Annotated in this window: 21 protein-coding genes; 9 read left to right on the plus strand and 12 right to left on the minus strand. The window is 72.0% G+C overall.

The genetic code is table 11. The annotated features are described in order from the left end of the window. Window positions 1-123: 123 nt before the first annotated feature. Entirely contained in the window at window positions 124-798 is a 675-nt protein-coding gene (locus OG896_RS14130; protein ID WP_329365522.1) for a PH domain-containing protein, read from the minus strand. 718 nt (window positions 799-1,516) lie between these two features. Here OG896_RS14130 and deoC point away from each other — a divergent pair. From deoC to OG896_RS14145, 3 genes are read left to right on the plus strand one after another with little or no spacing between them, the layout of a single operon-like run. Then, the gene (deoC, locus tag OG896_RS14135) at window positions 1,517-2,500 is read left to right on the plus strand and encodes a deoxyribose-phosphate aldolase (RefSeq protein WP_328468411.1); all 984 of its coding nucleotides are present in this window, start codon (window positions 1,517-1,519) and stop codon (window positions 2,498-2,500) included. A 6-nt stretch (window positions 2,501-2,506) separates the two neighbouring features. Next, the gene (locus OG896_RS14140; protein WP_329365524.1) at window positions 2,507-3,997 is read left to right on the plus strand and encodes an aldehyde dehydrogenase family protein; all 1,491 of its coding nucleotides are present in this window, start codon (window positions 2,507-2,509) and stop codon (window positions 3,995-3,997) included. Beyond that, complete coding sequence (locus OG896_RS14145) at window positions 3,994-4,896, plus strand: aldehyde dehydrogenase family protein (RefSeq protein ID WP_402447437.1); 903 nt, start codon at window positions 3,994-3,996, stop codon at window positions 4,894-4,896. The genes OG896_RS14140 and OG896_RS14145 overlap by 4 nt, the downstream gene beginning before the upstream one ends. Before the next feature lie 65 nt (window positions 4,897-4,961). Here the strand turns inward: OG896_RS14145 and OG896_RS14150 are convergent, their stop codons facing one another. Continuing rightward, complete coding sequence (locus OG896_RS14150; protein WP_329365526.1) at window positions 4,962-5,354, minus strand: hypothetical protein; 393 nt, start codon at window positions 5,352-5,354, stop codon at window positions 4,962-4,964. Between the two features lie 111 nt (window positions 5,355-5,465). Here OG896_RS14150 and OG896_RS14155 point away from each other — a divergent pair, with 111 nt between their 5' ends. Continuing rightward, window positions 5,466-6,116, plus strand: a complete 651-nt coding sequence (locus OG896_RS14155) for an ATP-binding protein (RefSeq protein ID WP_329365528.1) — start codon at window positions 5,466-5,468, stop codon at window positions 6,114-6,116. A gap of 115 nt (window positions 6,117-6,231) precedes the next feature. Here OG896_RS14155 and OG896_RS14160 read toward each other — a convergent pair whose 3' ends face one another. Further along, window positions 6,232-7,011, minus strand: a complete 780-nt coding sequence (locus OG896_RS14160; RefSeq protein ID WP_329373995.1) for a SigE family RNA polymerase sigma factor — start codon at window positions 7,009-7,011, stop codon at window positions 6,232-6,234. Between the two features lie 404 nt (window positions 7,012-7,415). On the opposite strand from OG896_RS14160, the gene OG896_RS14165 reads away from it, so the two are divergent. The 4 genes from OG896_RS14165 to OG896_RS14180 all read left to right on the plus strand — a co-directional run bounded on the left by OG896_RS14165 (window position 7,416) and on the right by OG896_RS14180 (window position 11,051). Further along, a complete protein-coding gene (locus OG896_RS14165; protein WP_328468401.1) occupies window positions 7,416-8,093 on the plus strand; it encodes a response regulator transcription factor in 678 nt (225 codons plus the stop codon). Beyond that, on the plus strand, window positions 8,090-9,748 hold the full coding sequence (locus OG896_RS14170; RefSeq protein ID WP_329365532.1) for a HAMP domain-containing sensor histidine kinase: 1,659 nt from the start codon (window positions 8,090-8,092) through the stop codon (window positions 9,746-9,748). Before OG896_RS14165 ends, OG896_RS14170 begins: the two co-directional genes overlap by 4 nt. Then, window positions 9,748-10,419 (plus strand): hypothetical protein, encoded by a 672-nt coding sequence (locus OG896_RS14175; protein ID WP_329365534.1) that lies wholly within the window; start codon window positions 9,748-9,750, stop codon window positions 10,417-10,419. The genes OG896_RS14170 and OG896_RS14175 overlap by 1 nt, the downstream gene beginning before the upstream one ends. Before the next feature lie 134 nt (window positions 10,420-10,553). Beyond that, window positions 10,554-11,051, plus strand: coding sequence for a VanZ family protein (locus OG896_RS14180; RefSeq protein WP_328468395.1), 498 nt, complete (start codon window positions 10,554-10,556; stop codon window positions 11,049-11,051). Between the two features lie 250 nt (window positions 11,052-11,301). Here OG896_RS14180 and OG896_RS14185 read toward each other — a convergent pair whose 3' ends face one another. After that, window positions 11,302-11,613 carry an ATP-binding protein gene (locus OG896_RS14185; protein WP_329365536.1) on the minus strand — a complete coding sequence of 104 codons (312 nt, stop codon included), beginning with the start codon at window positions 11,611-11,613 and terminating at the stop codon, window positions 11,302-11,304. Window positions 11,614-11,705: 92 nt separating this feature from the next. Then, on the minus strand, window positions 11,706-12,869 hold the full coding sequence (locus OG896_RS14190; protein WP_329365538.1) for an adenosine deaminase: 1,164 nt from the start codon (window positions 12,867-12,869) through the stop codon (window positions 11,706-11,708). A 100-nt stretch (window positions 12,870-12,969) separates the two neighbouring features. Here OG896_RS14190 and OG896_RS14195 point away from each other — a divergent pair, with 100 nt between their 5' ends. Beyond that, complete coding sequence (locus OG896_RS14195; RefSeq protein WP_329365540.1) at window positions 12,970-13,752, plus strand: alpha/beta hydrolase; 783 nt, start codon at window positions 12,970-12,972, stop codon at window positions 13,750-13,752. A 99-nt stretch (window positions 13,753-13,851) separates the two neighbouring features. Here the strand turns inward: OG896_RS14195 and OG896_RS14200 are convergent, their stop codons facing one another. From OG896_RS14200 to OG896_RS14230, 7 genes are all read right to left on the minus strand, one after another. Next, the gene (locus tag OG896_RS14200) at window positions 13,852-15,135 is read right to left on the minus strand and encodes a thymidine phosphorylase (RefSeq protein WP_329365542.1); all 1,284 of its coding nucleotides are present in this window, start codon (window positions 15,133-15,135) and stop codon (window positions 13,852-13,854) included. Between the two features lie 13 nt (window positions 15,136-15,148). Continuing rightward, the gene (locus OG896_RS14205; protein WP_443057035.1) at window positions 15,149-15,646 is read right to left on the minus strand and encodes a cytidine deaminase; all 498 of its coding nucleotides are present in this window, start codon (window positions 15,644-15,646) and stop codon (window positions 15,149-15,151) included. Beyond that, window positions 15,643-16,935 (minus strand): ABC transporter permease, encoded by a 1,293-nt coding sequence (locus OG896_RS14210; RefSeq protein WP_329365545.1) that lies wholly within the window; start codon window positions 16,933-16,935, stop codon window positions 15,643-15,645. Before OG896_RS14210 ends, OG896_RS14205 begins: the two co-directional genes overlap by 4 nt. After that, window positions 16,932-18,047: an ABC transporter permease gene (locus tag OG896_RS14215; RefSeq protein WP_329365547.1), complete on the minus strand. Its 1,116-nt coding sequence runs from the start codon at window positions 18,045-18,047 to the stop codon at window positions 16,932-16,934. The genes OG896_RS14210 and OG896_RS14215 overlap by 4 nt, the downstream gene beginning before the upstream one ends. After that, window positions 18,044-19,654 (minus strand): ABC transporter ATP-binding protein, encoded by a 1,611-nt coding sequence (locus OG896_RS14220; protein WP_329373999.1) that lies wholly within the window; start codon window positions 19,652-19,654, stop codon window positions 18,044-18,046. Before OG896_RS14220 ends, OG896_RS14215 begins: the two co-directional genes overlap by 4 nt. A 306-nt stretch (window positions 19,655-19,960) precedes the next feature. After that, entirely contained in the window at window positions 19,961-20,989 is a 1,029-nt protein-coding gene (locus OG896_RS14225) for a BMP family lipoprotein (RefSeq protein ID WP_328468381.1), read from the minus strand. Between the two features lie 154 nt (window positions 20,990-21,143). Next, window positions 21,144-22,451, minus strand: a complete 1,308-nt coding sequence (locus tag OG896_RS14230) for a M20 family metallopeptidase (protein ID WP_402447426.1) — start codon at window positions 22,449-22,451, stop codon at window positions 21,144-21,146. Window positions 22,452-22,549 lie beyond the last annotated feature (98 nt).

Genomic DNA, 22,549 nt, shown 5'->3' on the forward strand with positions numbered 1-22,549 from the left:
GGGCTTCACAGGATCACCGCGGGATACTTCACCGCGAAGTTGCCCCTCGTTCACGGACCGTAAGGACCGCACGGTATGGGCTTTCCGGCCGGGGGCGCCTCGCCTTCCCGGGGCGGCCGGACGTCAGCCGATGACGGCGAGGACGATCAGCACGACCGCGCCGGCCACCGAGGGCGCGATGATCTCGTAGCACCAGCGGATCACCGGGTTCGGGCGCTCGTCGTCCTTCACCGGGTGCCGGTCGGCCAGCTCGCGCAGCTCGTTCACCGCGCGGTCGGAGGGCGCGCGGAAGGTGCCGTCGGCGCCGGGCTGGCCGGGGTGGCGGCGCGGCATCACACCGACCGACTCACGGGGGTCGCCGGACTGCGCCCGGGCGGTCTGCCGGGCGGCGCTCTTGCGGGCCCGCACCGACACCGGGATCGCCCACATCTGGAACTTGCGGCCGCCGGCCAGCAGCTCGGTCGAGTACGCCGAGCGGATGCTGTCCACGCCGGACCACGGGACCGTGATGGTACGGAACGGGTTGCGCACCCGGACCCGGTCGTCGTTCGCGTAGACCACCGGGCGGAGGCTGAACGCGATGATCAGCGGCACCGCGCAGAGCAGGGCGGCCAGCGCCAGCCACGGGGTGTGGCCGGTGCCGCGCGCGACCGCGTCGCCGCCGAGCCAGCCGGCGAGTACGAGGAGCAGCACACCGCCGACGACTCCGGCGACGGACCGGTAGGCCCGGTCGGCGTACTTCGGCTGCCCGTCTCCGGCGGTGGCCGTCCCCGAGCGGTCGTTCTTGGGACTCGTCATAAGTTCCGATTCTGCCTGATCCCCCCACCCCCCGTGCGAACCGAGCGAGCCTGACCCCCCGGACTGCCCCGTTCTGTCGGCTCAGGGACCACCTCTGAGTGGTGGGCGGATGGGGGTACCGCCCAGGCGAAGCGCTGGGGGAGCGCAGTTCCCCGCGCCCCTTTGGGGTGGTTGCTCACCGCGTCCACAGTCGGGCAGGGTCGTGGCCGGTCGCGCAGTTCCCCGCGCCCCTGGGTAAGTGCGGCTTCCCACGTGGTTGCCCCGGGGGGACCCGCGGCATTGCCAGGGGCGCTGGGCACCACCCAGGCGAAGCCCTGGGGGAGGGACTGCACGACCGGCGACCCACCGGCCGAAGGTCCGGCACACCACAGCACCACGCACCCTCCGCGGCATCCCACTCACCCCACAGAAGATCCACCCACAACAGCCGGACCCCCACCCCGCAGAAGGTCCGACATCTGGCCGGCACCCACCCACAACAGTCGGCCCCCCACCCCACAGAAGATCCGCAATCCCGCAACACCACCCACAACAGCCGGACCCCCACCACCCCACCGAAAACCCGCAATCCCGCAACACCACCCACAACAGCCGGAATCCCCCCACCCCGCAGAAGGTCCGGCATACGGCCGGCACGGTCAGGGACCTTCGGTCCCGCCCGGCCGCCCGCAGGGACTGGCGGGGAGGTTACGCGCGTAGATATGGTGATGTGGTGACCATGTCCTCCGAAGTTCTCCCGCCCCCTTCAGACCTGCACGGCGTGACCTCCTCCCCCCAGGCCCTGCGCAGCTACCTGCACGGCCTGCCCGGCGTGGACGCCGTCGGCCTGGAAGCGCGGGCGGCAGCCCTGGGTACGCGTTCGATCAAGACGACCGCGAAGGCGTACGCGATCGACCTGGCGATCTCGATGATCGACCTGACCACCCTGGAAGGCGCGGACACCGCCGGAAAGGTCCGCGCCCTGTGCGCGAAGGGCGTGCGGCCCGACCCGACCGACCGCACCGCCCCGCGGGTCGCGGCGATCTGCGTCTACGGCGACATGGTCGGCGTCGCGAAGGACGCGCTGGCCGCGGCGGGCGGCCCGGAGGTGCACGTGGCCGCCGTGGCCACCGCCTTCCCCTCCGGCCGCGCCGCGCGCAGCGTGAAGCTCGCCGACACCGCGGAGGCGGTCGCCGCGGGCGCGGACGAGATCGACATGGTGATCGACCGCGGCGCGTTCCTGTCCGGCCGCTACCTGGACGTGTTCGAGGAGATCCAGGCGGTGAAGGCGGCCTGCGTCCGCGCCGACGGCACCCGCGCCCACCTGAAGGTGATCTTCGAGAACGGCGAGCTGTCCACGTACGACAACATCCGCCGCTGCTCGTGGCTGGCGATGCTGGCGGGCGCGGACTTCATCAAGACCTCCACCGGCAAGGTCGGGGTGAACGCCACTCCGCCGAACACCCTGGTGATGCTGGAGGCGGTCCGCGACTTCCGCCGGGCCACCGGCGTCCAGGTCGGGGTGAAGCCGGCCGGCGGCATCCGTACCGCGAAGGACGCGGTGAAGTACCTGGTGATGGTGAACGAGACCCTCGGCGACGACTGGCTGTCGCCGGAGTGGTTCCGGTTCGGCGCCTCCAGCCTCCTCAACGACCTGCTGATGCAGCGGCAGAAGCTCAGCACCGGCAGGTACTCCGGTCCCGACTACGTCACGGTGGACTGATCCCTCATGGCACACCAGAAGTTCGCGTACGCGCCCGCGCCGGAGTCCCGCGCGGTCGTCGACCTCGCGCCCTCGTACGGGCTGTTCATCGACGGCGAGTTCGCCGAGGCCGCCGACGGCCGGGTCTTCAAGTCGGTCTCGCCCTCCACCGAGGAGGTGCTCGCCGAGGTCGCGCACGCCGGCGAGGCCGACGTCGACCGGGCGGTGCGGGCCGCGCGCAAGGCGTTCGGCACGTGGTCGGCGCTGCCGGGCGCCGAGCGCGGCAAGTACCTGTTCCGGATCGCCCGCATCCTCCAGGAGCGCTCGCGGGAACTGGCGGTGCTGGAGTCGCTGGACAACGGCAAGCCGATCCGCGAGACCCGCGACGTGGACCTGCCGCTGGTCGCCGCGCACTTCTTCTACTACGCGGGGTGGGCGGACAAGCTGGCGTACGCCGGCTGCGGCCCCGACCCGCGGCCGCTGGGCGTGGCCGGGCAGGTCATCCCGTGGAACTTCCCGCTGCTGATGCTCGCCTGGAAGGTCGCGCCGGCGCTGGCCGCGGGCAACACCGTGGTGCTCAAGCCCGCCGAGACCACCCCGCTGAGCGCGCTGTTCTTCGCGGACGTGTGCCGCCAGGCCGGCCTGCCGCGCGGGGTCGTCAACATCCTCACCGGTTACGGCGACGCGGGCGCGGCGCTGGTCGCGCACGAGGGCGTGGACAAGGTGGCCTTCACCGGGTCGACGGAGGTCGGCAAGGCGATCGCGCGTACGGTCGCGGGCAGCCGGAAGAAGGTCACCCTGGAGCTGGGCGGCAAGGCGGCGAACATCGTCTTCGACGACGCCCCGGTCGACCAGGCCGTCGAGGGCATCGTCAACGGGATCTTCTTCAACCAGGGCCATGTCTGCTGCGCCGGGTCGCGGCTGCTGGTCCAGGAGTCGGTGCAGGAGGAGGTGCTTGACGCGCTGAAGCGGCGGATGAGCACCCTGCGGGTCGGCGACCCGCTGGACAAGAACACCGACATCGGGGCGATCAACTCCGCGGAGCAGCTCGCCCGGATCACCGCGCTCGCCGAGGCGGGCGAGGCGGAGGGCGCGCAGCGGTGGGCGCCGCGGTGCGAACTGCCCGAGTCCGGTTACTGGTTCGCGCCGACCCTGTTCACCGGGGTGACCCAGGCGCACCGGATCGCCCGGGAGGAGATCTTCGGCCCGGTGCTGTCGGTGCTGACCTTCCGCACGCCCGCCGAGGCCGTGGAGAAGGCGAACAACACCCCGTACGGGCTGTCCGCGGGGATCTGGACCGAGAAGGGCTCGCGCATCCTGTCGATGGCGAGCAAGCTGCGGGCGGGGGTGGTGTGGGCGAACACGTTCAACAAGTTCGACCCGACCTCACCGTTCGGCGGTTACAAGGAGTCCGGCTACGGCCGGGAGGGCGGCCGGCACGGCCTGGCGGCGTATCTCGCCGAGCCGGGCGAGTCGACGAGCGGGCGTGGCGAGGAAGAAGGGGAGCTCGACCGATGACGGTGTCCGAGCGTTCTGAAGGCGCGGCGCGGCTGAGCGTCTTCAAGACCTACAAGCTGTACGTCGGGGGCAAGTTCCCCCGCTCCGAGAGCGGCCGGGTGTACGAGGTGACGGACTCCAAGGGTGGCCGGGGCGGCGGGGCGTGGCTGGCGAACGCGCCGCTCGCCTCCCGCAAGGACGCGCGGGACGCGGTGGTCGCCGCGCGCAAGGCGGTCGCGGGCTGGTCGGGCGCGACCGCGTACAACCGCGGGCAGGTGCTGTACCGCGTCGCGGAGATGCTGGAGGGGCGGCGGGAGCAGTACGTCCGCGAGGTCGCCGACGCCGAGGGGCTGTCCAAGGCGAAGGCGGCGGCCGTGGTGGACGCGGCGGTGGACCGCTGGGTCTGGTACGCGGGCTGGACGGACAAGATCGCTCAGGTGGTAGGGGGTGCCAACCCGGTTGCCGGTCCTTACTTCAACCTGTCCACACCCGAGCCGACGGGCGTGGTCGCCGTGCTGGCCCCCCAGGACTCCTCGCTGCTCGGGCTGGTCTCGGTGCTCGCCCCGGTGATCGCCACCGGCAACACCGCGGTCGTGGTCGCCGCCGAGCACGCGCCCCTGCCGGCGCTCTCCCTCGGCGAGGTCCTCGCGACCTCCGACGTCCCCGCGGGTGTCGTCAACATCCTCTCCGGCCGCACCGCCGAGATCGCCGCGCCCCTCGCGGCCCACCAGGACGTCAACGCGATCGACCTCACCGGCGCGTCCCCCCAACTCGCCGCCGAACTCGAGGCCGCCGCGGCCGACAACCTCAAACGCGTCCGCCGCCCTTCCCCGACCGAGAACTGGCTCACCGACCCGGGCACCTCCCGCCTGACCGCCTGGCTGGAGACCAAAACGGTCTGGCACCCCATGGGGGTGTGACACCTCAGGTCCCCGCGCCCGCGGGTCCCTTCGGGCTCGGCAGGACGGCGCCGCGCTTCCCGGCGTCAGCGCGTGACGGCTCCGGTGACGGGGCCGACGAGGGGGAGGGTGCCCAGGGAGCCGCCGTTGGTGAGGGGGGCGGTGGCGTCGGTGGTGGAGACGGGACGGAAGTCGGCGACCTGGGAGCCGACTCCGTTGGTGAGCGGGTCGACCGTGGTGTTGTTGAGCGGGTCGAGCTTGAGGTCGCGGACGGGGGCGACGCCGTCGGCGAGGGCGCCGGTCACGGACTGGGTGGGCAGCGCGGAGGTGATCCCGGAGGTGGGGAGCGTGCCGGTGGCGCCCTGGAGGTCGGGCAGCGTCGCCGGGGCGTCCGCGGCGACGGCGGTGGCCGCGGGTACGGCGACCGCGGCCGCCGCGGCGGTCAGCGTGAGAACGAGGGCGGTGCGCAGCGAGGGCATGGAACGGGCTCCTGTCGACGTAGTGGTTGCTGTCGCAGCGTAACGCAATGACCGCGAACGGTAGTTGTCATACCGCGGGTCATCCCTCCGGGCGGGGTTGCGGGAGAATCGTTGTCCGTGAGTCCACCTCCCCGTTCCCGTGTGATCCTGCTGGCCGGGCCGTCCGGCTCGGGCAAGTCCTCGCTCTCCGCCCGCACCGGGCTGCCGGTGCTCGCGCTCGACGACTTCTACAAGGAGGACGGCGACCCGACCCTCCCGCTGCTGCCCGGCGGCGACGCGGTCGACTGGGACGCGCCGGGCTCCTGGCACGCGGACGCCGCCGTCGCCGCGATCGGCGAGCTGTGCGAACGCGGCAGCGCCGACACCCCGCGCTACGACATCTCGGCCAGCGCGATCAGCGGATGGAGCCGGCTGGACCTCGCCGGGGCGCCCTACTTCGTCGCCGAGGGCATCTTCGCGGCCGAGATCGTCGGGCGCTGCCGCGAACTCGGGCTGCTGGCCGACGCGATCTGCCTGCGCGGCAGTCCCGCGACGACCGCGTGGCGCCGCTTCCTGCGCGACCTGCGCGAGGGGCGCAAGTCGGTGCGCTTCCTGATGCGGCGCGGCTGGCACCTCTTCCGCGCGGAGCGCGCGATCGTGGGGCGCCAGGTCGGGTTCGGCTGCACGCCGTGCGACCAGCGCGAGACCCTCTCCCGTATCGCCGCGATGGACTCCGCCCGGCCCGCCCGCACCACCACCACGGCGCCGTCCGTCCCCAGCTGACCGCTCCCCGGGGTCGCCCGCGGGCCACCCGGCAGCCAGGGGCGCCGCACGCACGGGTAAGGGCCGGACGGCACCCCTCCGTGCCGTCCGGCCCAGTCCCCCGTGTCCCCCCGGACTATGCGACGAGCTCCCCGAAAGCGTCCTCCTCGCTGTGCCCGAAGCTCAGCGCCTCGTCCTCCCGCATGCGCCGCAGCGACCGCCAGATGCTGCTCTTCACGGTGCCGACGCTGATGTTGAGGATGTCCGCGATCTCCGGGTCGGTACGCCCCTCGTAGTAACGCAGCACCAGCATGGTGCGCTGCTGCTCGGGCAGCCGCGCGAGCGCCTGCCACAGCACGGCCCGCAGCTCGGTCCCGCCCATCTCGTCGGTGTCGCCGACCGTCTCGGGCAGCTCCTCCGTCGGGTACTCGTTGAGCTTGCGCCGCCGCCACGCGCTGATGTGCAGGTTGGTCATGGTGCGCCGCAGGTACCCGCCGACGGCCGCCTTGTCGCTGATCCGGTCCCAGGCGCGGTACGTGGAGAACAGCGCGCTCTGCAACAGGTCCTCGGCGGCGAAACGGTCACCGGTGAGGTGGTAGGCGGTGGCGTAGAGGGAGGCCCGGCGCTCCTGCACGTATGCGGTGAACGCGGCCTCCGCCTCGGCGGAGTGTGCCGTACCGGCCTGCGCCGGCACCCGCTCCGCGCCGGGCGCGGTGGCGGTGTCGGTGGGCTCCGCCGAGTCGACCGGCGCGATGTGCGCGGGGCGCGGGCGGGGCGCCTGGTAGGTGGTCGCGCGTCCGGTGCTGCGAACGTACCCCCGTCCGCTCGCAGCACCGGACATCTCCGTGGCCCGGAACCCGGGGTGCGCGTGCGCGGTGTGAACTGCGGTTGTGGTGGTGCTGTGCAGTGCGTTCATCATCGCGCCCCCGTTGGTGGAACCTGCCGCGTGGTCTTCGGCGTCGATGCCTTTGTGGCGTCGCGTTCTTCCGATGGGCATAAGACTGCCGGGCCAGTTTCATCGGGCTGTCCGCCGAGTGTCACAGACCCGTCACAGAGGCTCCCGCGAAGTGGCTGGGCGGACCCGCCCGGGTGCCCCGTTCCGTCGGTCGAGGGACCACCTGCCCGTAGGGGCTGGTCGCGCGGTTCCCCGCGCCCCTGGGTATGTGCGGGACCTCCCGGACCGGCTGTCTCGGTGCCGCTCGGTGGGCTCGACCCACGACGGTGCCCAACCGGAAAACGGGGCACCGTCTGCAACGAGAGCACAACCATGCCGCGAGACCCCTTCCCGCTCACCTGCCCGGGTAGGCAACAATGGCGCCCGTGCCTTTCCTGTTGCTGATCGAGGATGACGACGCCATCCGTACGGGTCTCGAACTCGGCCTGTCCCGTCAGGGTCACCGCGTGGTGGCCGCTGCGACGGGCGAGGACGGGCTGAGACTGCTCAAGGAGCAGCGCCCTGACCTGATCGTGTTGGACGTGATGCTGCCCGGGATCGACGGCTTCGAGGTGTGCCGGCGTATCCGGCGCACCGACCAGTTGCCGATCATCCTGCTCACCGCGCGCAGCGACGACATCGACGTGGTGGTGGGCCTGGAGTCCGGCGCCGACGACTACGTGATCAAGCCCGTGCAGCCGCGCGTGCTGGACGCGCGTATCCGCGCGGTGCTGCGGCGCGGCGAGCGCGACAGCACCGACTCGGCCGCGTTCGGCGCGATCGTGATCGACCGCAGCGCGATGACCGTCACCAAGGACGGCCAGGACCTGCAGCTCACGCCGACCGAGCTGCGGTTGCTGCTGGAGCTGAGCCGGCGGCCGGGCCAGGCGCTGTCGCGGCAGCAGCTGCTGCGGCTGGTGTGGGAGCACGACTACCTCGGCGACTCGCGGCTGGTGGACGCCTGCGTGCAGCGGCTACGCGCGAAGATCGAGGACGTACCGTCGTCGCCGACCCTGATCCGTACCGTCCGTGGTGTCGGCTACCGCCTGGACACGCCTCAGTGAGCCGTGCCCAAGGCAGCCCGTTCTGGCTGTTGCGCTGGACCAGCCTGCGGCTGCGGCTGATCGCGGTGTTCGCGCTGGTGGCGCTGACCGCGGCGGTGTCGGTGTCGGGCATCGCGTACTGGCTCAACCGCGACGCGGTGCTGACGCGGGCGCAGAACAGCGCGCTCGACGACTTCCGCGACTCGTTGCAGCGCAACGCCGCCTCGCTGCCGGTGCAGCCGACCTGCGAGTCGCTGGGCATGGCCGCGAACCGGATCGGCGGCCCGGACACGTATCAGGTCATCCTGATCGACTCCTCGGCCGACGGGCGGTGCGCGGAGCAGTCGGACGGGAGCACGTTCTCGATGGACGACGTGCCCGCGTCGCTGGTGCGGGCGGTGAACACCAAGCACACGAAGGACGACGACCGCTACCACCTGCACTGGGAGCGGATCTCGCTGGAGGACCACCCCTATCTGGTGGCGGGCGCGCGGATCAACGACAACGGCCCGACCGGCTACATGCTCAAGTCCCTGGACGCCGAGCGCAAGGACCTCAACTCGCTCGCGTGGTCGCTGGGCATCGCCACGCTGCTGGCCCTGATCGGCGCGGCCCTGCTGGCGCAGGCGGCCGGCTCCGCGGTGCTGCGCCCGGTGCGGCGGCTGGGCGAGGCCGCCAAGCGGCTCGGCGAGGGGCAGTTGGACACCCGGCTGAAGGTGTCGGGCACCGACGAACTCGCCGAGATGTCGCGGACCTTCAACAACGCCGCCGAGCAGCTGGAGGGCCGGGTCGAGGAGTTGCGGGCCCGCGAGGCCGCCAGCCGCCGCTTCGTGGCCGACATGTCGCACGAGCTGCGCACCCCGCTGACCGCCATCACCGCGGTCACCGACGTGCTGGAGGACGAGGCGGACGCGCTGGACCCGATGATCGCCCCGGCGGTACGGCTGGTGGTCAGCGAGACCCGGCGGCTGAACGAACTGGTGGAGACGTTGATGGAGGTCACCCGGTTCGACGCCGGGACGGCGAAGCTGCGGGTCGACGAGGTCGACGTCGCCGACATGATCATGGCGTGCATGGACGCGCGGGCCTGGCTGGACTCGGTGGAACTGGACGCGCCGCGCGGGCTGCTGGCCACCATCGACCCGCGCCGGCTCGACGTGATCATGGCGAACCTGATCGGCAACGCGCTCAAGCACGGCGGCTCCCCGGTACGGGTCACCCTGCGCCGGGAGGGCGGCGAGGACGGCGAGATCGTGATCGTGGTCTCCGACCGCGGCCCCGGCATCCCCGAGGACGTGCTGCCGCACGTCTTCGACCGTTTCTACAAGGCCGACGCCTCCCGGGCCCGCTCCGAGGGCAGCGGCCTGGGCCTGTCCATCGCGATGGAGAACGCCCACATCCACGGCGGCGACATCACGGCCGCCAACGGCCCGCACGGCGGCGCCGTGTTCACGCTGCGCATGCCGGTACGGCCGCGGGCGGACGAGGGCGAGGACGGCGCGGAGGGCGCGGGCGGCGGTGGGCGCGGCCCGAGCGGCGCCACCGAGGCGAGCCGGGCGGGCGGCGGGAACGGCGGGAGCGACGGGCCCGCGGGGGCCGGAACCGCCGGCTCGGCCGGCAGGAACGGCGCGGGTGACCGCGCGGGCGGCACCGACGGGCCGGCGGGGAGCGCGTGATGACGGCGAGGAACGCTCCGGCGGGCGCCACACGGCCCGGCGGGCGGCGGGTGCGCCCCGGTGGCCGGATACGCACCCCGCGCGGGTCCGTGGCCGTTCTGGCGGCTTCGTGCGCCGCGCTGACCGCGCTGGCCGGGTGCGGCATCCGCACCACCACCGTGCCGGTGGACGACGGCCCCGCGCCCTCCCGGGTGGCCTGCGCGCCGCCCAAGGCGCCCGCCACCCCCGGACCGGACGCGATGGCCGAGAAGATCTACCTGGTCTGCAACACCCAGGTCACACCGGTCAGCCGCAGCGTCGAAGTGCGGGACGGCCGGATCGACCGCTTCAACGAGGTCAGGTTGCTCCTCGCCCAGCTCCAGATCAGCCCGCGCACCGCCGAGAGCAAGGGCGGGTTCTCCACGGCGGTGCCCGGCACCCTTGAGGTCTTCGCGACCGGGCAGGGCGACCACAAGGACGCGCTGCTGCTCAACGACCGGCCGCAGGACCTGCCGTCCTTCGCGCTCGCCCAGATCGTCTGCACGCTGGCCGCCGATCCGCTGATCTCGCCCGGCGGTTCGGTGGTCCTCGGCGGCCCCGGGCCGGACAGCAAGCTGCGCTCGTACACGTGCACGCCGGATCTGCGCACCCGCTCCGACGCGGCGGACAGCGCGGGCACGCCCGTCAGTTGACCGCCCGGGCGCGGGGCGGCGGGGCGTCGCCCGCCGGTCCCGGGAGCACCTTGTGATCGGGATCACGCAGGTGAAAGGCGTGTCGCGGTAGCGGAACGGGAACCGGCACGCACGGCCCGGACGTCATCGAGAACGTGCGGCACGACGGCTTCGTCTTCAGGGTGCGCGCGGCCGGGCTGCTGCTCACCGCCGCGTATCTGGTGTTGATCGGGTGGCTGCTGCTGCGGCCGCATTACGTGGCCTGGGTGTCCGCGCCCAACCTGCGGCCGCTCGACACGATCCGCGACGACCTCGCGAGAGGCCCGGTCGAGGCCGCCCAGCGGCTCGGCGCGGGGCTCGGGTTGCTGGCGCCGCTCGGCGTCCTGCTGCCGATGGCCGGCGGGCGCGCGGAGGCGTCGGCGCTCGCGTCCTTCGTCCGTACGGTCTTCGCCGGTCTGATGGTGTCGATGCTGCTGGAGTTCTCCCAGACGATGGTTCCCGGGCAGATCTTCGACATCGACGCGCTGATCCTCAACACGGTGGGCGTCGCCGCGGCCCACCTGCTGGTCGTTCCCGCGGCCAGGCGCCGCCTCCTGCGCACGACCGAGCCGGCTCCCCCGGCCCGCGAGCCCGTGCCCGCGAGCGTGCCCTGACCGCCAGGGTCGGCTGACCGCCAGGGTCCGCTGCGGCAAAGGTGCGCGGGTCGCCCGGGTGCGCGCGAAGCCCTCGGAAAGCTCGGAAAGCACAGCGCTCCGCGCCTCCTGCCGTGGCCGTCCTTCCACGGAAGGACGGCCACGGACTCAGGAGCGCGGAGCGCGGCGCACGAGCGGCCACCGCCGGACGCGAGGTCCCGCAACCGGCGGACCGGGGCGCCCGGGAGGGTCAGGGCACCCCGAGAAGCGGTCAGCCCCCGACCGGGAGCCCGCCGAGCAGGCCGGTGGCCGGGCCGAGGGAGTTGCCCGAGACGTGGTTGTTCGACGGCAGCAGGTTGCTCGCCGAACCCGTCGGCAGCGCTGTCGTCCCGTTGCTGAGCGCGGTCTGCGCACCGGACACCGTGGACGTGGCACCGGGCACCAGGTTGGCGGCCGAGCCGACCGGCGCGAGGGCGTCGCTCGACTGCACCAGGCCGGCGGCGGAGGCGGTACCGGCCGCGGCGGCGGTGACAGCCAGGCCGAGGGCGGCGGTCGTGAGGGTCTTCTTGGTGAGGGTCTGCATGACGTCGGAACGTAGTCAGCCGAACGCGTCGTGTGCAAGCGGCATGGCGCGGCCGTGACCTTTTGGCGGGTCACGCCGCGCCACCGCTCCGATCAGCCCCGCCCGGCGGCGGAACCGCTGGCCACGGGCGGTACGGCGACACCCGGTGCGAACAGCCACTCGGCCTTGAGTTCGGCGTATCCGGGCTTGATCACCTCGTTGATCATGGCGAGTCGTTCGTCAAAAGGGATGAACGCGGACTTCATCGCGTTGACGGTGAACCACTGCATGTCGTCGAAGGTGTATCCGAACGCCTCGATCAGGTGGGCGAACTCCTCGCTCATGCTGGTCCCGGACATCAGCCGGTTGTCGGTGTTGACCGTGACCCTGAAGTGCAGCCGCCGCAGCAGCCCGATCGGGTGCTCCCGGTAGGAGGAGGCCGCGCCGGTCTGCAGGTTGGAGGTCGGGCACATCTCCAGCGGCACCCGCTTGTCGCGGACGTAGGAGGCGAGCCGGCCCAGGTGCACGCCGTCGTCGTCGACCGTGATGTCGTCGATGATCCGCACCCCGTGGCCGAGCCGGTCCGCGCCGCACCACTGGAGGGCCTGCCAGATCGACGGCAGCCCGAACGCCTCGCCGGCGTGGATGGTGAAGTGGTTGTTCTCGCGCTTGAGGTAGTCGAACGCGTCCAGGTGCCGGGTGGGCGGGAAGCCCGCCTCGGCGCCGGCGATGTCGAAGCCGACGACGCCCAGGTCCCGGTAGCGGTTGGCGAGTTCGGCGATCTCCTGGGAGCGGGCGGCGTGCCGCATCGCGGTCAGCAGGGCGCCGACCCTGATCCGGTTGCCATCCTCGCGGGCGCGCCGCTCGCCTTCGCGGAAGCCCTCGTTGACCGCCTCGACGACCTCCTCCAGGGTGAGCCCGCCCTCCAGGTGCTGCTCGGGGGCGTACCGCACCTCGGCGTAGACCACGCCGTCGGCGGCCAGGTCCTCGGCGCACTCCGCCGCGACCCGGACCAGCGCGTCGCGGGTCTGCATCACCGCGCAGGTGTGCGTGAACGTCTCCAGATAGCGTTCCAGGGAGCCGGAGTCGGCCGCCTCGCGGAACCAACGGCCGAGCTTGTCCGGGTCGGTCTCGGGCAGCGCTCGGTATCCGGTCGCTCGCGCGATGTCCACGATCGTGCCGGGCCGCAGCCCGCCGTCGAGGTGGTCGTGGAGCAGGACTTTCGGGGCACGGCGGATCTGCTCCCCCGCGGGGAGGTTCGGTGTGGCGTTCTCCATGACCGAACGATAGCCCCTACGCGCGTAGATATCGTGTTCGGGCCAACTATTTTCCGCTTGGCCATCGAACGCACACCCTCCTGTCTGCCATCGTTGCGCCATGGCTTCGCAAGCATTACCGGCACGTGGCGCGCGACTCGGGCGGCAGGTCGCACCCGGTCTCGTGCCCCGGCAGCGCGAGCAGCGTGCCGAAGTGCCGACCGTACGCGCGGTGGTGCTCGCGCTGCCGGGCGGCAACGCGCTGAGCACCCGCCGGCGTTCTCCGATGGCCGCGGCCGCGATATGGCCGCTGGCCCGGCACCTCGTACGGGCCGGCGCGGCCGACGGGGTGGCGGCGCACGTCGTGCACTACCGCTTCCGCGGCTGGAACGGCGGCCACGCGCACCCCGCGGAGGACGCGGAGTGGGCGGTCAGCGAGGCGGTGCGCCGCTACGGCGACGTGCCCGTGTGCCTGGTCGGGCTGGACATGGGCGCGCGGGCGGCACTCCACGCCGGCGGGCACTCCGCCGTGCGTTCCGTCGTCGCGCTCGCACCCTGGCTGCCGGAGGGGCCCGAGCCGGAGCCGGTGAAGCAGCTCAACGGGCGGCAGGTGCTGATCGTGCACGGCACCGACGACGCCACGACCGACCCGGAGTTGTCGTACGGGCTCGCCGAGCGGGCGAAGAAGGTCAACCGCGAGGTGTGCAGGTTCGAGGTGCACACCGATGGGCACGGGTTGCACCACCACCGGCCGGAAGTCTTCGCGCTCACCGCGGACTTCGTCCTCGGCTCCCTCCTGGAGCGGCCCTTCGCGCGTCCCGTCGCCGACGCGCTCGCGGCTCCGCCGCCCCTGGGTCTGCGGATGCCCCTGGCCTCGGGCTTCGGCCGCTCCCTGAGGGCGTGAAGCCCGCCCCCGACCCGCCCGGCTGCCCCGTCCCGCGTGCCACGGGACCTCGCGGTCCCGTGACGGCGTGGACGGGCAGCCCGGGGGGTCAGCACACCGTCATGCGCGGGCGATGCGGTCGAGGACGATCGGCGGCGGGGTGAAGGACGTGCCGGCCGGGGCGATCGAGAAGGCGTCGTTCAACGCCTCCAGGGCGCCCTCGAACTTCTCCGGGGTGTCGGTGTGGAGGGTGAGGAGAGGGGCGCCCTGGGTGACCACATCACCCGGTTTGGCGTGCAGTTCGATACCCGCACCCGCCTGGACGGAGTCCTCCTTGCGGGCGCGGCCGGCCCCGAGCCGCCAGGCGGCGACGCCGACGGCGTAGGCGTCGAGCACGGTGAGAACGCCACTCGCGGGAGCCGCCAGGACGTGCTGCTCGCGGGCGACGGGCAGGGCGGCCCCGGGGTCGCCGCCTTGCGCCTTGATCATCCGGCGCCACGCGTCCATCGCGGAACCGTCGGCGAGCGCCTTGGCGGGGTCGGCGTCGGCCAGCCCTGCGGCGTCGAGCATCTCGCGGGCGAGCGCGAGGGTGAGCTCGACGACGTCGGCGGGGCCGCCGCCGGCCAGCACCTCGACGGACTCGCGTACTTCGAGCGCGTTGCCCGCGGTGCGGCCGAGCGGGGTGGACATGTCGGTGAGCAGCGCGACGGTGCGCACCCCGTGGTCGGTGCCGAGCCCGACCATGGTGGACGCCAACTCGCGGGCGTCGTCGAGGGACTTCATGAACGCGCCGGAGCCGACCTTGACGTCCAGGACGAGCGCGCCGGTGCCCTCGGCGATCTTCTTGGACATGATCGAGGAGGCGATCAGCGGGATCGACTCGACGGTCCCGGTCACGTCCCGCAGCGCGTACAGCTTCTTGTCGGCCGGCGCCAGCCCGTCCCCGGCGGCGCAGATCACGGCGCCGACGTCGGCGAGGACCGCGAGCATCTCGTCGTTGCCGAGCGAGGCCCGCCAGCCCGGGATGGACTCCAGCTTGTCGAGGGTGCCGCCGGTGTGGCCCAGGCCGCGCCCGGACAGCTGCGGCACGGCCGCGCCGCAGGCGGCGACCAGCGGTGCCAGCGGCAGCGTGATCTTGTCGCCGACCCCGCCGGTGGAGTGCTTGTCGGCGGTGGGCCGGGCCAGCCCGGAGAAGTCCATCCGCTCGCCGGAGGCGATCATCGCGGCGGTCCAGCGGGCGATCTCGGCCCGGTCCATGCCGTTGAGCAGGATCGCCATGGCCAGCGCCGACATCTGCTCGTCGGCGACCTCGCCGCGGGTGTAGGCGTCGATCACCCAGTCGATCTGCTCGTCGCCGAGCCGGCCGCGGTCGCGCTTGGCACGGATGACGGAAATGGCGTCCATGAAACGGGGGTTCCTAGCGGTTGAGGTCTTCGGGTCCGAAGGCGTCGGGCAGGACATCGCTCATCGGCCGTACCCCGCGCGGGGTGTCGACGAGCATTTCGGGGCCGCCGTGCTCCCACAGCAGTTGCCGGCAGCGCCCGCACGGCATGAGCAGGTCGCCGCGCAGGTCGGAGCAGGAGAAGGCGACCAGCCGGCCGCCGCCGGAGGCGTGCAGCGCCGAGACGAGCCCGCACTCGGCACACAGCGCGACCCCGTAGGCGGCGTTCTCCACGTTGCAGCCGACCACGGTGCGGCCGTCGTCGGTGAGCGCGGCCGCGCCGACCGGGAAGCCCGAGTAGGGCGCGTACGCCCGCTCCATGGCCTCCCGGGCGGCGCTGCGCAGCGCCTTCCAGTCCACGTCGGGCCCGGGCACCGCCGCGGCGGCCGGCAGCGCGCCGGTCCCCGGCAGCGGCCCGGCCCCGCCGCGCCCGTCGAACCCGCCCTCGGCCGGTCCTCCGGTGTCGTCCGTCATCCGCTCTGCCCCTTCCGGTACGGGAGGCCGTCCGCCTTCGGCATCCGTAGCCGTTGTGCCGACAGGCCCATGACCAGCAGCGTCACGACATACGGCGTGCCCTCCACGATCTCGTCGGGCACGGAGTCGGTCAGCATGTACCAGACTGCCAGCAGCACCGCGAAGCCCAGCGCCACGGCCGCGCCGATCCGCGCGCCGCGGTAGAACTTCCACACCGCCATGGCCAGCAGCAGCACCGCGATCAGCAGCAGCAGCGCGTGCACCGACGGGCCGCCGTTGCGCAGTTGGAGGCTGTCGGCGTAGCCGAAGAGCCCGGCGCCCATGGCCAGACCGCCCGGCCGCCAGTTGCCGAAGATCATCGCGGCCAGACCGATGTAGCCGCGGCCGCCGGTCTGCCCTTCGAGGTAGAAGTGCGTGCTCATGGCGAGGAACACCCCGCCGAGTCCGGCGAGCCCGCCGGAGATGATCACCGCGGCGTACTTGTACGTGTAGACGTTGACGCCCAGCGACTCGGCGGCCACCGGGTTCTCGCCGCAGGACCGCAGCCGCAGCCCGAACGGCGTGCGCCACAGGATGAAGAACGTCGCCACGAACAGCACGATGGCCAGCAGCGTGATCGCGGAGATGTCGGTCACCAGGCCGCCGATCATCCCGGCGAGGTCGGAGATGACGAACCAGTGGTGTTTCTCCACGCTGTCCAGCCAGTGCGAGAGGCCGGGCACGGTGAACTGCTTGGCGTTGTCCAGCTGTGGCGACTGCTTGGGCGTGCCGCCCTTGCGCGCGGCCTCGCCGACGTTGAACCAGCGCTTGGCGAGGTAGGAGGTGACGCCGGCGGCGAGGATGTTCATCGCGACACCGGCCACGATGTGGTCCACCCCGAAGGTGATGGTGACGATCGCGTGCACCAGGCCGCCCAGGGCGCCGCCGAGGACGCCGGCCAGCACCGCGACCCACGCGTTGGTCTGCCAGCCCGCCCACGCGCCGAAGAACGTACCGAGGATCATCATGCCCTCGAGGCCGATGTTGACCACCCCGGCCCGTTCCGACCACAGGCCGGCCAGGCCCGCCAGGCCGATCGGCACCGCGCTGGCCAGCGCGCCCGCGACCTGCCCGGAGGAGGTGACGTCCTCCGCGCCGGTGACCGCGCGCACCGCGGAGACCGCGATCAGCGCGCCCGCGATGATCAGCAGGACCACCGGCAGGGTGAGCTTGATCCGCCCGTTCGCCCGGCCCGCGGGCTTCACCCGCGGCGCGGCGGGCGGCGGCGTCTGAGTCGTGGTGGCACTCATGCCGCGACCTCCTGCTTGTCGTCACTGCCCGCGCCGGCCGCGGCGAGTTCCGCGCCGACCTGGCGTTGCTGCCGGGTGAGGCCGTAGCGGCGCACCAGTTCGTACGCGATGACCACCGCGAGCACGATCACGCCCTGGATGACGCCGACGATCTCCTTGTCGTACCCCTGGAACTCCAGGCCCGCGGAGGAGCGTTCGAGGAACGCCCACAGCAGCGCGCCGACGCCGATGCCGATCGGGTTGTTGCGGCCCAGCAGGGCGACCGCGATCCCGGTGAAGCCGATGCCGGTCGGGAAGTCGGTGCCGTAGTCGTAGGACTGGTTGAGCAGCGTCGGCATGCCGACCAGGCCCGCCATGGCGCCGGAGATCAGCATGCTGCTGATCACCATCCGCTTGACGCTGACCCCGCTCGCCTCGGCCGCGGACTCCGAGCGGCCGACCGCCCGCAGGTCGAAGCCGAAGCGGGTGCGGGAGAGCAGGAACCAGTAGACGACGCCGGCCAGCACCGCGAAGACGATGAAGCCGAAGATCGGATCGGTGGCGGTCTTGAAGCTGAACAGGTGGCTGGAGACCGGAATCGGCTTGGTGGACACCATGTTGGCGTTCTTGTCGAGCACGCCGAGCCGGCCGCCTTGCAGGAAGTAGCCGATCACGATGCCCGCGATCGAGTTCAGCATGATCGTGGAGATGACCTCGCTGACCCCGCGGGTCACCTTCAGCACGCCGGCGATCGCCGCCCACGCCGCGCCGACCGCCATCGCGGTCAGGATGATCACGGGCACCTCGACGATGCCCGGGATGGACAGCGCGCCGCCGACCACGGCCGCGAAGAACGCCGCCAGCCGGTACTGCCCGTCGACACCGATGTTGAACAGGTTCATCCGGAAGCCGACGGCGACCGCGAGGCCGGCCAGGTAGTACGTGGTGGCCTTGTTGAGGATGTAGACCTGGCTGTTGGACTTGCTGCCGTAGGTGGCCATCACGTTGAACGCGTGGAACGGCTCCTTGCCGGTGGCCAGCAGCACCAGCGCGGTGACCACCAGCGCGCTGACCACGGCCAGCACCGGCGCGGCGATCCCCAGTAGGGCGCGGTCCTTGTCGAACTTCTTCATCGGTCCTCTCCCCCGGCCGGCTCGGCCGCTCCGGCCGGACCGGCGTCCCCGGTCTGCCGCTCAAGGTGGCCGGACGCGGCGCCGGTCATCGCCGAACCCAGTTGCTCCGGGGTGATCGTCGACGGATCGGCGTCCGCGACCAACCGGCCCCGGTACATCACCCGCAGCGTGTCGGACAGGCCGATCAGCTCGTCCAGGTCCGCGGAGATCAGCAGGACCGCCAGGCCCTCGCGGCGGGCCTCGCGGATCTGGTCCCAGATCTGCGCCTGCGCGCCGACGTCCACGCCCCGGGTCGGGTGCGCGGCGATCAGCAGCTTCGGCAGGTGGCTCATCTCGCGCCCGACGATCAGCTTCTGCTGGTTGCCACCGGACAGCGAGGCCGCGGTGACCTCGATACCGGGGGTGCGCACGTCGTACTCGCGGACGATCCGCTCGGTGTCGCGGCGGGCGGCGGCCGGGTCGATCAGGAAGCCCCGGCTGTTGGGCTGCTCGGTGACGTGGCCGAGGATGCGGTTCTCCCACAGCGGCGCTTCCAGCAGCAGGCCGTGCCGGTGCCGGTCCTCGGGGATGTAGCCGATGCCGTCCTCGCGGCGGCGCCGGGTCGGCACGGTGGTGATGTCCCGGCCGTCCAGCACGAGCGAACCGGCGTCCAGCGCGCGGATGCCCATGATCGCCTCGACCAGTTCGGCCTGGCCGTTGCCCTCGACGCCCGCGATGCCGAGCACTTCGCCCTTGTGGATGGTGAACCCGACGTCGTCCAGCAGGATGCGCTCGACGCCCTCCGGGTCGACCGCGGCCAGCCGCAGGCCGGCGACGCTGAGCATCGCCTCGTCGGTGACGGTGGACTCGCGGGTCTCCGGCGAGGGCAGTTCGCTGCCGACCATCAGTTCGGCGAGCTGCTTGGCGGTGGTGTGCGCGGGGTCCGCGCTGCCGACGGTGGTGCCGCGCCGGATGACGGTGATCTCGTCGGCGACCGAGAGCACCTCGCCGAGCTTGTGCGAGATGAAGATGACCGTCAGGCCCTGGGACTTCAGCCCGCGCAGGTTCTCGAAGAGCGCGTCGACCTCCTGCGGCACCAGGACCGCGGTGGGCTCGTCGAGGATGAGGATGCGGGCGCCGCGGTAGAGGACCTTGAGGATCTCCACCCGCTGGCGGTCGGCCACGCCCAGGTCCTCCACGAGGACGTCGGGCCGCACCCCCAGGCCGTACGCGTCGGATATCTCGGTGATCTTCGCCTTGGCCCGGCCGCCGATGCCGTGCAGCTTCTCGCTGCCCAGCACGATGTTCTCCAGCACGGTCAGGTTGTCGGCGAGCATGAAGTGCTGGTGCACCATGCCGATGCCGCGGGCGATCGCGGCGCCCGGGTCGCCGAAGGAGACCTGCTCGCCGTTGATCGCGATGGTGCCCTCGTCCGGCTTCTGCATGCCGTAGAGGATCTTCATCAGGGTGGACTTGCCGGCGCCGTTCTCGCCCACGAGGGCATGCACGGTGCCACCGCGCACGGTGATGTCGATGTCGTGGTTGGCGACGACCCCGGGGAAGCGCTTGGTGATGCCGCGCAGCTCGACCGCGGCCGCGCTGCCGGGTTGCGGCGGCTGCGACGGGATCGGCGCGGGTGGACTCGTGGACGCGTTGATGGCGCACTCCCCTCGGGGAAAGCTCGGGCGGGCAGAACGTGGGGGTGAAGGTATCGCGCCGAGGTGAATCTACGCGCGTTGCGGCAGAGATCCACAGCAGGCGGGCAGCCACGGCAACGAGACGGCAAGGGAACGGCAAGAGGAAGGCCCGGCAAGGGGGTGCCGGAGCAACCCCCCTGCCGAGCCTCCGCGCTGCGGTCCTGCCGTGGACTACCGGTTCACCCGGAGCGGGTCAGCGAGCGACCCGGGTGGGCCACCGCGTGACCCCGGGGTGGGTCACGGAGTCGACTTGACCTTGATCGCCCCCGAGACGATCTTCTGCTTGGCGGCGTCGAGCTGCGCCTGGATGTCGGTGATGAAGCCACCCGAAGTGGACAGCGAGACACCGCCGTTGGCGAGGTCGTAGGTGTTGGTGCCGGTCTTCGGCTTGCCGTCGTGCACCGACTTGATCAGGTCGTACACGGCCACATCGACGTTCTTCACCGCCGAGGTGAGGATCTGCTTGTTGTACTTCGCCAGCGCCGGGTCCTGGTACTGGTCGGAGTCGACGCCGATCGCCCAGGTGCCGGGCTTGCCGGCGATCGTCTGGATCGAACCGTCGCCGGACAGGCCGGCCGCGGTGTAGATGACGTCGTTGCCCTTGTCGAGCATGCCCTTGGCCTTGCCGGTGGCGGCGGCCGGGTCGGCGAAGCCCTTGGAGTCGGTCTCGTACAGGTACTGGTCGGTGACCTGGACCGAGGGCTTGGTGTCCTTGACGCCCTGGTCGAAGCCGGCCTGGAAGGTGCCGATCAGGGTGTTGTGCACGCCGCCGATGAAGCCGACCTTGTTGGTCTTGGTCTTCAGCGCGGCGGCCACCCCGGCGAGGTACGAGCTCTGCTCGGTGGCGAAGACCATGCTGTCGACGTTCTTCGCGGCCACCACGGAGTCGACGATGGCGAAGGTGGTGTCGGGGTACTTCTTGGCTATCGCGGTGACCGCGTCGCCGTAGGTGTACCCGACCGCGATCACCGGGTTGTAGCCCGCCCCGGCGAGCTGGTCCAGCCGCTCCTCGCGGTCGGACTCGGTCTCGTCCTGGCTGGCGGTCTGCTCCTTCTCGCCGAGCTTGAACTCCTTGGTGGCCTTGTCCATGCCACGGGCCGCGGAGTCGTTGAAGGAGTGGTCGCCACGACCGCCGACGTCGTAGGCCATGCCGACGCCCTTGTCCTTGCTGCCGCTGTCGGTGGAGCTGCTGCCGCAGGCGGTGGCGGTCAGCGCGAGGGCCGCGGACACCACGCCCGCGGCAGCGATCTTGGATACCCGGCGCAAGAGGGTCCCCTTCAGTTCGAAAGCGCCCCATCCGGCGCTGGCTAAGCCGGAGCTTAACGCGCGTAGATCCCAGGTAAAGACCGCATGAAGACCCGTTATCGGATCGACGCATTTCGACCAGGTGAAGCCCCGGTAGCCGGGGCTTCACCGCCAGTCAGGACAGCAGCGCAGCGGCGGTGAACAGTTCCACGCCGACCGCGATGGCGCCCTCGTCGATGTCGAAGTCACCCTGGTGCAGATCACGTTTGGCGGTGTCGCCGACCGGCCGCACACCGAGCCGGGCCAGCGCGCCGTCCACGTGCTCCAGGTACCAGGAGAAGTCCTCGCCGCCCAGGCTCTGTTCGGTGTCCTCCACGCTGTGGGCGCCGAACCGGCCCACCATGGCGTCGCGCAGCAGTTCCACCGACGTCGCCTCGTTGACCACCGGCGGCACCCCGCGCTGGTAGGTGATCTCGCACTTGGCCCGGTACATCGCGGCGACCTGGTCGATCACCTCGTGCACCAAGTCGGGGGCGTCGTGCCAGGCGCCCAGCTCCAGGCAGCGGACGGTGCCTTCGAGTTCGGCGTGCTGCGGGATGACGTTCGCCGCGTGCCCGGACTCGATCCGGCCCCACACGATGCTCAGGCCCGAGCGCGGGTCGACCCGGCGGGCGAGCGCGGCCGGCAGTTCGGTGGCGAGCTTCGCGGTGGCCATCACCAGGTCGGTGGTCAGGTGCGGCCGCGCGCTGTGGCCGCCGGGGCCGTCCAGCGACAGCTTCAGCTTGTCCGCGGCCGAGGTGATCGGGCCGACCCGCAGCCCGATCCGGCCGACCTCGACCTTCGGGTCGCAGTGCACCGCGAGGATGCGTTCCACCCCGTCGAGCACGCCGGCCTTGATCGCGTCGAGCGCGCCGCCGGGCATGACCTCCTCGGCGGGCTGGAAGACCAGCCGCACCGGGCGCGGCAGCCGCCCCTGCCGGTCGAGTTCGGCGAGCACCAGGCCGGTGCCGAGCACGATCGTGGTGTGCGCGTCGTGCCCGCAGGCGTGTGCGCGGCCCTCGACGGTGGAGCGGTACGGGACCGCCTTGGTGTCCGGCACCGGCAGCGCGTCGAGGTCGGCGCGCAGCGCGAGCCGCGGCCGGCCGTCGTCGGCGGAGCCGATGTCGCAGACCAGTCCGGTGCCGGCCGGCAGCACGCGCGGGCTCAGCCCGGCCCGCTCCAGGCGGGCTCTGACCTGCTCGGTGGTACGGAACTCCTGCCGGCCGAGCTCGGGGTGGCGGTGCAGGTCGCGGCGGAAAGCGATCAGTTCGGCACGCAGCGCATCGGTCAGTACGGCCTCGGCATGCGCGCCGGACGGCGCTGCGGGTGAGTCTTCCACCCGGCTCAGGGTATGCCCCACGACCTGCTCCTCATCGGGTGATCGGGAAAAAATGATGTTTGACGGTGTCGGCTGGGAGGAGAAAGAGTCGCCCGATCGGCGCATACCTGGTCATCCTCTGGGGTATGCCCTCCCTTTTGGGGTTCGGGCATGAACACATCCATAGTCGCTCAACGAACGAGTGGACGCGAGGCAACGCGGCA

Origin of the sequence: Streptomyces sp. NBC_00669 (assembly GCF_036226785.1) — a bacterium.
GTDB lineage: Bacteria > Actinomycetota > Actinomycetes > Streptomycetales > Streptomycetaceae > Actinacidiphila.